A 12,518-nucleotide genomic window follows, 5' to 3' on the forward strand; every position below is an offset into this window, starting at 1 on the left:
TTACAGGTCACTATCTTAGCGCTAAGATATTTGTGTGTACAGAGCCGATTCCGGCCGCGTGGCCGGGATCAGTCGGCCCAGGCGTCGGGGCCGTCGTCGAGACCGAAATACACGCTCTTGCACCGCGAATAGGCGGCGATGCCGTCGCGGCCCTTCTCGACGCCGAGACCGCTCTCCTTCACCCCACCGAAGGGGGTGGAGATGCTGAACCGCTTGTAGGTGTTGATCCAGACCGTGCCGGCGTCGAGACGCCGCGCGAGCCGCCACGCACGGCGGTAGTCGCGGGTCCAGATCCCGGCGGCCAGACCGAACACCGAGTCGTTGGCCTGCGCGACGAGATCGTCCACGCCGTCGAACGGCAGGACCACGAGCACGGGGCCGAAGATCTCCTCGCGGCACACGCGGCCGTCGTTGCTCAGCCCGTCGACGATCGTCGGGAGGTAGTAGGCGCCGTCCGCGAGGGCAGGATCGTCGGGAGCCGCTCCCCCGCACAGGACGCGTCCGCCTTCGCGACGTGCGAGATCGACGTACGAGGCGACCGAGTCGCGGTGGGCGTGGTGCACGAGCGGGCCGACCTGGGTGAGCGGATCGCGGCCGTTGCCGATGCGCAGGGCTCGGGTGCGTTCGACGAGCCGCGCGACGAACGGTTCGTACAGCGACCGGTCGACGAACAGGCGCGAACCAGCGATGCAGCTCTGTCCGCTCGACGAGAAGATCCCGTACATCACGCCCGCGACGGCCTGCTCGATGTCGGCGTCGTCGAGCACGATCGTCGGCGACTTGCCACCGAGTTCGAGGGAGACGGGCATGAGCTTCTCGGCCGCGGCGTGGGCGATCGTGCGTCCGGTGCGGGTGCCGCCGGTGAAGGTGACCTTTCCGATGTCCGGGTGCTGCACGATCGCATCGCCGACGATCGAGCCCTTGCCGGGCAGCACCGACAGCAATCCGGCGGGCAGACCGCTGTCGTCGATGATCCGCCCCAGCGCGAGCGACACGAGCGGGGTCCACTCGGCCGGCTTGAGGACGACGGCGTTACCTGCGGCGAGAGCGGGTGCGATCTTCTGTGCGTCGCTCGCGACCGGCGAGTTCCAGGGGGCGATCGCCCCGATCACGCCGATCGGTTCGTGCACGCTCATCGACAGGTAGTTGCCGCGCGGCACGGTCAGGTCGTCGTCACCGGATTCGAGGACCGCCGCGAAGTACCGGAAGGTTCCCGCCGCACTGCCGACGAGGGCGGTGGTCTCGGCGAGCGTCTTGCCGGTGTTGTAGCTCTGCAACAGTGCGAGTCGCGCGGAGTTCGCTTCGATGTCGTCGGCGATACGGTGCAGGTAGCGGGCGCGCTGGTGCGGAAGCAGTCCGCGCCAGGCCGGATCCTCGGAGGCGGCCTTCCCGGTCGCGACGGCGTCGTCGACGTCGGCGGCTACGGCCTGGTGCACGGTCTGCAGGACGCGGCCGGTGGCAGGGTCGGTGACCTCGAATGCCGGGCCGGTGGCGCGGCGCCAGGTGCCGGCGACGAGCATCTCGTCGGGGACGGGCACGAAGTCGAGATCGGTGTCCGTGAGGGCGGGGTGGAGTGCGGTGGTCACTGGGAGATCTCCTCGAGGGTCTTCTCACGGGTTTCGGTCGCGAACAGGCCCACGACGATCGCGCCGATGAGGGCGACGAGTCCGAACAGCCCGAAGACCAGGGTCAGGGTGCCGCCGGCGTCGAGGATGCCGCCCAGGACGAGCGGGCCGACGATGATGCCGAGGCGGCCGGCGGCGCCGCCGATCGCGCAACCGATGGCGCGCATCCGGGTCGGGTACAGCTCGGCGGTGTAGACGTACAGGGCCATGTTCACGGCGAAAACGAACAGTGCCGCGCCGGCCGACCACAGCAGCACTGTCACGGCCGAACCGGTGCCGGTACCGGCGAGCAGGAACAGCAGCGCCGCGCACAGGACCATCGACGACGTGATGCAGATGCGGCGGCCGAGATTGTCGATGAGGAACGCGACAGCCAGGCAGCCGACGAGACCGGCGACGGTCGTGAAGATCGAGTAGTGCAGCGCGGTGTCGACGCTGACCTCGAAGACGGTGCGGTAGAGAGTGGGCAGCCAGGAGGCGATGCCGTAGTTGACGAAGTAGGCACTGCCCCAGATCGCGGCGAGCATGAGGGTGCGGCGCAGGTACACACCCTGGAACGCCTCGATGAAGCGGCCGCGGGAGGTGTCGACGGCGACGGTGGTGGTGATGGGGCGGGGTTCGGGCAGTTCGCCGTGGCGACCGGCGATCTCGGTCTCGATCCGGCGCATCGCGGCGTCGGCGTCGTCGAGGCGCCCGCGGGCGGCGAGCCAGCGGGGCGACTCGGGCAGCCGGAAGAGGACCGGTAGCAGCAGGATCGGGATGGCGCCGAGGGCGAAGAGGATCTGGTAGCCGAAGCGCGGGACCACCCATGCGGAGACGATCGCGGAGGCGACGAGGCCGACGGGGAAGATCACCTCGTAGAGCAGCACGAAGCGTCCGCGCTTGTGGGCCTTGGTGATCTCGCCGATATAGGTGGCGGCGACGGGGACTTCGGCGCCGAGTCCGATGCCCTGGACGAAGCGGAAGACCAGGAAGAGCATCAGCGAGTCGGTGAACGCCATGCCCAGGCTCATCACCGCATAGAGCGCGAGCGAGGCGATGATGACGTTGAGGCGGCCCATGCGGTCGGCGAGCCAGCCGCCACCGAGTGCGCCGACGAGCATGCCGATGCCGCCGATGGCGATCACCCACGCGACGGAGGCGGGGGTGAGATTCCATTTGGGGATCAGGACGGGGAGGGAGTACGCGATCATCAGCTGGTCGAAGCCGTCGAAGAAGGTCACGGCGCCGACGGCGACCCGCGCCTTGATGTGCCACCGGCTCATCGGCAGCCGTTCGAGGCGTGCACTGATCATTTCCGCACTACTGGACATGGTGGTCGATACCGGTGTCATGGGGTCCTCGGTTTCGTGTTCCAGTTACTTAAGCCCTAAATGGCTTACCGCTAAGATGTAACCTGCAGCACTCGACATCCGTCAACCGTTGACTTTCCGTCCCGCATGACATATACGGACACAGGCACCGTCGGGTCACCTCCTCCGCTCGAGCGTCGGGCCCTTCGAGGGTGCCTTCCACCTTGGCACGCCCGCACTGCCCGCAGGGCACATACCGGGGCGCGGCAGCGGTCAGTTCACATGGGCGCGCAGTACATCCACCACCCGCCGGACCGCCGGTGCCGGGTTGTCGCGGCGCCACGCGAGCGCGATGGGCAGCACCGGACTGTTCTGCAGCGGGACGTACCGCACGCCCGTCACGGTGATGTCGGTGGTCGACGCGACGACGACCGCAACCCCCACGCCGGCTCCGACGAGGGCCAGCAGGCTGTACGGATCCGGCGCCACCCGGGCGATCACCGGGGTGAATCCCGCGGAGTGACACACCGTGAAGGTCATCTCCCGCACGCTCGACCCGTGGACGGCGGGATACACGACGAACCGCTCGCCGGTCAGATCGGCGGCATCGAGTTCCTCCCGCGCCGCCAGCCGATGGTCGGCGGGCAGCGCGACCATGAGCGATTCCAGCCGCACCGTCTCGGTGGCGACGTCCCGGGGTACCGGGAGGCCGACGATCCCCATGTCGAGCAGTCCTTGCGAGACGAGATCGAGCACTGCCCCCGTGTAGGTCTGGGGACGCAGATCCAGCTCGATGCCGGGACAACGCTCCTCGAGCAGCCGGGTCAGCTGCGAGATGACCGTGTATCCGCTCGCGCCGCCGAACCCGACGCTCACCACCCCGGTGACACCCGAGGCCGTCGACCGCACGACGGTCCGGGCGATCTCGATCTGGGCGGCGATCACGCGTGCGGGTCCGAGCAGCGATTCACCGGCCGCGGTGAGTTGCACCGAGCGGGTCGTGCGGGCGAACAGCTCGGCGCCGAGTTCGCGTTCGAGCGCACGGATCGTCTGACTGAGCGGCGACTGGGCGATGTGCAGTCGCTCCGCTGCGCGTCCGAAGTGCAACTCCTCGGCCACCGCCAGGAAGGCCTGCAGTTGCCGAAGTTCCATGCCGGCCTCGATTTTGTCGGTTGATCTACACAATCGTGCTCGATTAGGTCTTGGACTTTACACGGTTGCGCCGGTGATAGTGATCCACGACTCATTCATCCGCGGACCGAGTCCGCTCGACGCCCTCGGAAGTGCAGCGTGAATACTTCTCCAGAGCACACCGCGACCCCGCCGCCACGCCCGATGCACGACACCCGGGCAGCGCGCCGCGCCGGTGTGACCGCCTTCGTCGGCACCACCATCGAATGGTTCGACTTCTACATCTACGGCACGGCCTCGGCTCTCGTCCTCGGGGCACTGTTCTTTCCCGACGCGTCCCCCGCGGTCGGCACGCTCGCGGCCTTCGCGACCTTCGCCGTCGGTTTCATTGCCCGCCCGCTCGGCGGCATCGTCTTCGGCCACTTCGGCGACCGCTTCGGACGCAAGAATGCCGTCATCATCACCCTCGCCCTCATGGGAGCCGGCACCATCGGTGTCGGCCTGCTGCCCACCTACGATCAGATCGGGATCTGGGCGCCCGTCCTGCTCGTCCTCCTGCGCGTGCTGCAGGGCATCGCGATGGGCGGTGAATGGGGCGGGGCGGTCCTCATCGCCACCGAATTCGCCCCACCCGGCAAGAAGGTTCTCTACGGCGCGTTCGCGCAGCAGGGTTCGCCGGTGGGCAATCTCCTTGCCACCCTTGCCTTCCTCGGCCTCACCGCGATGTCCGACGCGACCTTCGAGGGCTGGGGCTGGCGCATTCCGTTCCTGGCGTCCGCTGCACTGGTGATCGTCGCCCTCTACATCCGCGTGCGGATCCAGGAGACACCCGAGATGCGCGTGGCCGCCGTCGCCCAGGAACGCACGAAACTGCCGCTCGTCGAGGTTCTGCGCTCCCACCCGGCGTCGCTGCTCCTCGGTGTCGGTGCCGTGGTGGCGGGTGTCGCGATCACCTACGTCAAGACGACCTTCGCCCTCGCCTGGGCCACCACCGATCTCGGGTTCACCCGATCGGACTTCCTGCTCGTGATCACCCTCGCGCTGGTCGCGCAGGTGCTCGTCCAACCCTTCGGCGCGGTTCTCGCCACCAGGATCGACGCGCGACGGGCCGTGCTGTGGATGCTCGGACCCGAGCTCGTCGTCCTGCCGCTGATGTTCGTGCTGATCCGCACCGGCTCGCTCACCTGGGCGATCATCGGCATGGTGCTCGCCACCGCGCCGCATGCGATGTACTACTCGGCGCTGGCCGGCATCCTCGCGCAGGTCTTCCCCACGCACGTGCGCTACACCGGCATCTCGTTGTCGTACCAGATCTCGACGGCGATCTTCGCCGGCACCGCACCGATGGCGAGCCAGTTCCTACTCAACCGCACCGACTCGATCCGGCCGGTCGTCGGCCTCGGGATCGGGTACGTGCTGCTCTCCCTCGTCTGCATGACCGCCCTGCTCAAACGCTCACCGACCACCACCGAGCCCGACGAACCACGCGCTGCACCCGCACGGACGACGGCCGACGCCTCCTGACACGAACGGACGACCATGAACTACGCCCATACCGACCCGGCCCTGCATGCGGTACTCGACCGCTGGATCTCCGACGCCGACCGGCCGCTGACCGACCGTCTCCTCGAGCGTCTGGGTGCCGACGCCGCCGACCGTCTCGACGCGCTCGCGGCCACCGCGAACGCCCATCCGCCGGTACTGCACCAGTACGACCCCGACGGCGAACGGATCGATCGCATCGAATACCACCCCGCCTACCTCGAACTGTGCCGCGCCGCCTACAGCGAATACGGCCTCTCGGCGCTGTCGCACCGCCCGATCCACGGTTGGACGGACACACCCCCGCATCTCGTCAAGTACCTGGCGTCGTATCTGTTCGTGCAGGCCGAATTCGGCCTCGCCTGCCCGGTGTCGATGACCGATGCCGCCGCGCGCACCCTCCGGATGTTCGGCGACCCCGAGGTGTTCGGTCCGTGGATCGACGGCCTGACCTCCACCGATCCGGCCACCGCCCTGACCGGGGCGATGTTCATGACCGAGACCCAGGCCGGAACGGACATCGCGAAGACCGAGACCTGCGCCGAATTCGACGGCACCGCATGGAGATTGACCGGTCGAAAGTGGTTCGCCTCCAACCCGGACGCCGACGTCGTGATCACCCTCGCCCGGTTCCCCGGCGGCGACGAGAACTCCACGCGCGGGGTCGGAATGTTCATGCTGCCCAAGCAACTTCCCGACGGCAGCCGAAACTCGTACACGATCGACCGGCTCAAGGACAAGCTCGGCACGCGATCGATGCCCAGTGGTGAGATCACCCTGCACGGCGCGTACGCGCTGCAGGTCGGCGACCTCGACCGTGGATTCCGGCAGATGACGGAGATGCTCAACACCTCCCGCCTGTCGAACGCGATGCGCTCGAGTGCCCTGATCCGGCGTGCCGTGCGCGACGCCGTCGCTCACACGAGGGAACGGGAGGTCTTCGGGAAGTCCCTGTTCGATCAGCCGCTCATGCGCGCCACCCTGCTGCCGTTGCTACTCGACGCCGAGGCCGCGCTCGCGCTCGTCGCCTACAGCGGTGCGACCCTCGACCGTGCCGACAAGGGCGACGAGCAGGCCCGCGGTGTCGTCCGGATCCTCACGCCCGTCGCCAAGCACTACATCTGCAAGCGTGCCCGCACCGTCACCGGTGAGGCGATGGAGATCCGGGGTGGCAGCGGCTACATCGAGGACCGCGTGTTCACCCGCCTCGTCCGCGACTCGCATCTCGGATCGATCTGGGAGGGTTCGAGCAATGTCATCGCGCTCGACGTGCTGCGGTCGATGCGCAAGGACGGCGCGCACCGGGTCCTCGCCGACGCGCAGCGCGCTCTGCTCGACGCGGCGCATCCGGAATGCGGCCCGGCGGTCGCGGCACTGCGGGAACGGTGGGACGTGCTCGAGGCGCGCGGCGAAGACCTGCTCGCCGGCGACGACACGCACGCGCAGGCCCGCTGCGCGACCTACACCGACGATCTCGCACGGACGGTGATGGCCACCCTGCTCGTGGACCTGGCGTCACACCGCATCGAACACGGTCTCGGCCACCGGTCGTTGCTCGTCGCCCACGCCTACCTCGACGGCCTGGCCGGTGAGCCGAACACCGTCGCTCTCGACCACCTCGCCGTGATCGCCGACGGCACCGACGTCGACCCGTCCATCGCGGCCGCTGCGGCACCGACTGCACTGACAGGAGCCCACTCATGAGTACGCATCCCACAGGCCCGGCCCCGCTCGCCGGCATCAAGGTCCTCGACCTGTCGAAGATCCTCGCCGGACCGTACGCGACCATGTCGTTCGCCGACCTCGGCGCCGATGTCACCAAGGTCGAGCACCCGGACGGCGGCGACCCCACCCGGGTGTGGGGACCGCCCTTCGTCGGCGACGACGCCACCTACTACCTCGCGGTCAACCGCGGCAAGAAGTCGGTGACCATCGACCTCAAGTCCGAGGAAGGGCAGCGGATCGTGCACCGGATACTCGCCGACGCCGACGTCGTCGTCGAGAACTTCAAGCCCGGCAGCGGCCTGCAGAAGATCTTCGACTACCGCGCCCTGTCCGAGCAGTATCCGCACCTGATCGTGCTGCACATCTCGGCCTTCGGTGACGAGGGTCCGCTGGCCGACCAGCCCGGTTACGACATGGTCGCCCAGGCCGCCGGTGGTCTGATGTCGCTGACCGGGGAACCGAACGGAGCGCCGATGAAGGCCGGCTACGCGATGGGCGATCTCGGTGCGGCACTGTTCGGGATCATCGGGGTGCTCGCCGCGCTGGTCGAACGCGCTCGCACCGGTCGCGGCCAGTACGTCACCACGTCGTTGTTCGAATGCCAGCTGGCGATGCACGTCAACTGGGCCACGAACTACTTCGCCACCCGGGAACGCCCGCACGCCCTGGGCTCCGCGCACCCCAATCTCGCGCCCTACCAGGCGTATCCGGCGAGCGACGGTTACTTCGTCGTCGCGGTCGGGAACGACGGATTGTGGGAGAAGCTGTGCACGGCACTGGGGAGGCCGGAGCTTGCGACCGATCCGCGGTTCCTCCGCAACCGTGATCGCATCGAGCATCGCAGCGAACTCGACGAAGTCCTCACCGCGGCGTTCGCGACCGGGACGGTGCAGCACTGGTGCCGCGTCCTGGAAGAGCACGGCGTGCCGGTCTCCCCCATCCGGCATCTCGACGAGATCTACAGCGATCCGCACACCGCCGCGATCGGCATGGTCGGCACCGTCGACCATGCGTCGGGTCCGCTCGAACAGATCGCGTTCCCGGTCAATTTCGGTGGGCAGCGACCACCGCTGCGGTCGGCGCCGCCGCTGCACGGGGAACACACCGACGAAATCCTCGCGGGATATCAGAGGGTCTCCGTTCCGTCCTAGCGACGAACGTCTCGAATATCGCTGACCTACGGCCGTTTCCGATCGATCGGGAGCGGCCGTAGGACTGTTCGACCACGAACGACGGTAGAGACATCCCGCTCCGGGTGTCGTCGCGGTCACGCAGTGCGGCAGCACTTCTGAGGTCGGCGTGTCCGGATTTCTCCGCGATACGCGGGGGTAACGTCCGCGAAACAACAGCCGCGCATGATCGGCATCGATTGCACGACCGCCGACTCGTACGAAAGAACGACATATGCAGCTGACTCCCGCCGACACCGAGAAACTCCTTCTGGCCGTCGCCGGCATGGTGGCGCGCGACCGGCGGGACCGCGGCGTCCGACTGAACTATCCCGAAGCCGTTGCCCTGTTGTCCACCTGGGTGATCGAGCGGGCACGCGAAGGCGCCGCCGTCGCCGACCTCATGGTGAAGGGCCGCGAGGTCCTCGCCCGCGACGAGGTGATGGACGGCGTCGCCGAGATGTTGGCCGACGTGCAGGTCGAGGCCACTTTCCCGGACGGACGCAAACTCGTCACGATCCACCACCCGATTTCCTGAAAGGAGCCCCGACATGGCATCCGGACCGACTTCGGGACCCGGAGCGATTCGCGTCGCCGAGGGCTCCCTCACCCTCAACGCGGATCGCTCCGACGACGAGCGCATCACCCTCGTCTTCCTCAACACCGGTGACCGTCCCATCCAGATCGGATCGCACATCCACCTGCCGGACGCGAACGCGGCCCTCGAGTTCGACCGCGAACGCGCGCAGGGCTTCCGCCTGGACATCCCGTCGGGGACCTCGCAGCGCTTCGAACCCGGCAGCAGCCGCGAACTGGGCGCCGTCGCCCTGCGCGGGCGACGCGTCGTGCCCGGCATCCAGGTGCGGAAGCAGGAGGACTGAGAACGTGAAGATCACACGCGCCGAGTACGCGGCACTGTACGGACCGACGGTCGGCGACCAGGTGCGCCTGGGCGACACCGACCTGTGGATCCAGATCGAGGAGGACCGCACCTTCGGCGGCGAGGAAGCCGTCTTCGGTGGCGGCAAGTCCATCCGCGAATCGATGGCCCAAGGTGTGACGACCCGAGCCGAGGGCGCTCCCGACACCGTGATCACGAACGTGATCGTGCTGGACTGGTGGGGCATCGTGCGCGCCGACGTCGGCATCCGCGACGGCCGCATCGTCGCCCTCGGTCGCGCCGGCAACCCCGACATCGCCGACGGAGTGCACCCGAAGCTGCAGATCGGCCCGTCCACCGACGTCATCTCGGGTGAAGGGCACATCCTCACTGCGGGCGCGTTCGACTCGCACGTGCACCTGCTGTCGCCGTCGCAGATCGTCGAGGCACTCGCCACCGGCATCACCACCATCGCCGGCGGCGGAACCGGCCCGTCCGAAGGATCGAAGGCCACCACCGTCACGCCGGGTCCGTGGCATCTGATGCAGATGCACCGCGCGCTCGACACGCTGCCGGTGAACGTGCTGCTGCTCGGCAAGGGCAACACCGTCTCCGCCGACGGGTTGCTCGAACAGGCCCTCGCCGGTGCCGCCGGGTACAAGGTGCACGAGGACTGGGGCTCCACTCCCGCCGCGATCGATGCGGCGTTGCGCGCGGCCGACGAGCACGGACTGCAGGTCGCGCTGCACTCGGACTCGCTCAACGAGGCGGGGTTCGTGGAGAGCACCCTCGCCGCGATCGGTGGTCGCTCGATCCACGCCTTCCACGTCGAAGGCGCCGGTGGCGGGCACGCCCCGGACATCCTGAGCATCGCCGGATTGCCGCACATCATCCCGGGCTCGACCAACCCGACGTTGCCGCACACGATCAACACCGTCGACGAGCACCTCGACATGCTGATGGTCTGCCATCACCTCAACCCGGCCGTCCCGGAGGACCTCGCGTTCGCCGAGTCCCGGATCCGGGCCACCACCATCGCGGCCGAGGACGTCCTGCACGACATGGGCGCCCTGTCGATCACCTCGTCCGACGCCCAGGCGATGGGCCGCATCGGTGAGGTCGTCACCCGCACCTGGCAGGTCGCGCACGTGATGAAGAACCGGCGCGGCAGCCTCGACGGCAGCATGCCCGCCGACAACGAACGGGCCCGCCGCTACATCGCGAAGTACACGATCAACCCTGCGATCGCGCATGGTGTCGACCACGAACTCGGTTCGATCGAGGTCGACAAGATGGCCGATCTGGTGCTGTGGGATCCGAAGTTCTTCGGTATCCGGCCGTCGCTGGTCATCAAGGGCGGATCGATCGCCTGGGCCGCGCTCGGCGACCCCAACGCGTCCATCCCGACGCCGCAACCGGTGCTGCAGCGACCGGCGTTCGGCGATGCGCTCGCCCCGCACACGTCGGTGTCGTTCGTCTCCCCCGCCGCCCTCGACGACGGTCTGGAGGAACGACTCGGGTTGCGCCGCAGACTGTTACCGCTGCGGCCGACCCGGCACATCGGCAAGGCCGACATGAAACTGAACGACGTGTTGCCGCGCATCGAGATCCGCCCCGACACCTTCGACATCGACATCGACGGCGAGCGGGTCGTTCCGGCGCCGGCCACCGAACTGCCGCTCGCGCAGCTGTATTCGATGTTCTGATGTTGCCCGATACACTCTCCTCCACCACGGTGCTGCTCCTCCTCGCGGACGGGCGCGCGCCGGTCGGCGGGAACGTCAACTCGGGAGGCCTCGAACCGGCGCTCCAGGGTGGGATGTCACCGACCGAGGTGCGCCGCTTCCTCGTCGCGCGGTTGCGCACCTCGGCGGCGGTCGAGGCCGGTGTCGCCGTGGTGACCCGGCACGCGGTGGACTCCGATGCCGGAGCCGCCCTGACGCTACGGATCGACGAGATCGAGGACCACTGGGCGGCGCGCACTCCGGGCCCGGCCCAGCGCGAGGCGTCCCGGTTGCTGGCCCGCGGTTATCTCCGACTGGCCCGGAACCTGTGGCCCTCCACCGTTCTCGACGATCTCGATGCCCGGACCCCGCGACCGTCGCGGGGACTGGTCGTCGGGGCCATCGCGGCGCTCGCGCGCATCCCGGCGATCGACACCGCCCGACTGGTGCTGTACGAGGAGGCGCAGGCGATCGTCGCGGCCTTCCTCAAACTGCACCCCACCGACCCGGCCACCGGTTCGCGATGGGCGCTCGAAGCATGTGCTCATCTCGAACCGCTCATCGCCGAGCTGTCCGCTCTCATCGATCCGGCGGACATCCCGGCCACCGGTGGCCCCCAGACCGAAATGTGGGCCGAAGCCCACGCATCCGCTCCAGAAAGGCTGTTCCGTGCCTGAACACACCACCACCCGTTCACTCCGTCTCGGCGTCGCCGGTCCCGTCGGCACGGGCAAGAGTTCGCTGATCGCGACGATCTGCCGCACCCTCGCGTCCGAGCTGCAGCTCGGCGTGATCACCAACGACATCTACACCGATGAGGACGCCCGCTTCCTCCGCTCGGCGGGCGTGCTCGATCCCGAGCGCATCCGCGCGGTGGAGACCGGTGCGTGTCCGCACACCGCGATCCGCGACGACGTGACCATGAACCTGCTGGCCGTCGAGGATCTCGAACGTGACTTCGCGCCGCTCGACGTGGTCCTGGTGGAGAGCGGCGGCGACAACCTCACCGCGACGTTCTCCCCCGCGCTCGTCGATGCGCAGATCTTCGTGCTCGATGTCGCCGGTGGTGGCGACGTCGCCCGCAAGGGCGGTCCGGGCATCAGCCGCGCCGACCTGCTCGTAGTGAACAAGACGGATCTCTCCCCCTATGTGGGGGTCGACGTGCCGCAGATGGTCGCCGACGCCGAGAAGGCCCGCGAGGGCGGACCGGTGCTGGCGCTGTCCCGGACCGACGCCGCATCCGTGCAGGCGCTCGGCGACTGGGTGCGCGAGATGCTGGCAGCCCACCGCGCCGGGGCGCACACCCCGGTCGATCCCGGTCCGATGGCTCCGCACTTCCACGCAGACGAGGACGACGACCACGGTCACGACCATGGGCACGGTCACGGGCACAGCCACGATCACGCCGTCGCACACTCGCACGACTGATC

The 12,518-nt window shown here is 68.4% G+C and carries 11 protein-coding genes; 8 read left to right on the plus strand and 3 right to left on the minus strand.

Annotated elements, in window-relative coordinates; all coding sequences use genetic code 11:
* Nucleotides 1–68: 68 nt before the first annotated feature.
* From ACLBYD_RS13030 to ACLBYD_RS13040, 3 genes are all read right to left on the minus strand, one after another.
* Nucleotides 69–1,520, minus strand: coding sequence for an aldehyde dehydrogenase (locus ACLBYD_RS13030; protein ID WP_447816815.1), 1,452 nt, complete (start codon nt 1,518–1,520; stop codon nt 69–71).
* A gap of 62 nt (nt 1,521–1,582) precedes the next feature.
* Nucleotides 1,583–2,959, minus strand: coding sequence for an MFS transporter (locus tag ACLBYD_RS13035; protein WP_447816752.1), 1,377 nt, complete (start codon nt 2,957–2,959; stop codon nt 1,583–1,585).
* A gap of 231 nt (nt 2,960–3,190) precedes the next feature.
* Complete coding sequence (locus ACLBYD_RS13040) at nt 3,191–4,069, minus strand: LysR family transcriptional regulator (protein WP_447816753.1); 879 nt, start codon at nt 4,067–4,069, stop codon at nt 3,191–3,193.
* A gap of 183 nt (nt 4,070–4,252) precedes the next feature.
* Here ACLBYD_RS13040 and ACLBYD_RS13045 point away from each other — a divergent pair, with 183 nt between their 5' ends.
* The 8 genes from ACLBYD_RS13045 to ureG all read left to right on the plus strand — a co-directional run bounded on the left by ACLBYD_RS13045 (nt 4,253) and on the right by ureG (nt 12,516).
* Nucleotides 4,253–5,572: an MFS transporter gene (locus ACLBYD_RS13045; RefSeq protein ID WP_447816816.1), complete on the plus strand. Its 1,320-nt coding sequence runs from the start codon at nt 4,253–4,255 to the stop codon at nt 5,570–5,572.
* 15 nt (nt 5,573–5,587) lie between these two features.
* Nucleotides 5,588–7,294: an acyl-CoA dehydrogenase family protein gene (locus tag ACLBYD_RS13050; RefSeq protein ID WP_447816754.1), complete on the plus strand. Its 1,707-nt coding sequence runs from the start codon at nt 5,588–5,590 to the stop codon at nt 7,292–7,294.
* Nucleotides 7,291–8,466: a CaiB/BaiF CoA transferase family protein gene (locus ACLBYD_RS13055; RefSeq protein WP_447816755.1), complete on the plus strand. Its 1,176-nt coding sequence runs from the start codon at nt 7,291–7,293 to the stop codon at nt 8,464–8,466. Before ACLBYD_RS13050 ends, ACLBYD_RS13055 begins: the two co-directional genes overlap by 4 nt.
* 253 nt (nt 8,467–8,719) lie before the next feature.
* Entirely contained in the window at nt 8,720–9,022 is a 303-nt protein-coding gene (locus ACLBYD_RS13060) for an urease subunit gamma (RefSeq protein ID WP_120282630.1), read from the plus strand.
* Between the two features lie 13 nt (nt 9,023–9,035).
* Nucleotides 9,036–9,365, plus strand: a complete 330-nt coding sequence (gene ureB, locus ACLBYD_RS13065) for an urease subunit beta (RefSeq protein WP_059383476.1) — start codon at nt 9,036–9,038, stop codon at nt 9,363–9,365.
* A 4-nt stretch (nt 9,366–9,369) separates the two neighbouring features.
* Entirely contained in the window at nt 9,370–11,070 is a 1,701-nt protein-coding gene (locus ACLBYD_RS13070; protein ID WP_447816757.1) for an urease subunit alpha, read from the plus strand.
* On the plus strand, nt 11,070–11,765 hold the full coding sequence (locus ACLBYD_RS13075) for an urease accessory protein UreF (protein WP_447816758.1): 696 nt from the start codon (nt 11,070–11,072) through the stop codon (nt 11,763–11,765). Before ACLBYD_RS13070 ends, ACLBYD_RS13075 begins: the two co-directional genes overlap by 1 nt.
* Nucleotides 11,758–12,516 carry an urease accessory protein UreG gene (gene ureG / locus ACLBYD_RS13080; protein WP_258261288.1) on the plus strand — a complete coding sequence of 253 codons (759 nt, stop codon included), beginning with the start codon at nt 11,758–11,760 and terminating at the stop codon, nt 12,514–12,516. Before ACLBYD_RS13075 ends, ureG begins: the two co-directional genes overlap by 8 nt.
* The last annotated feature ends 2 nt before the right edge of the window (nt 12,517–12,518 follow it).

It is taken from the genome of Rhodococcus sp. C26F (genome assembly GCF_053345925.1).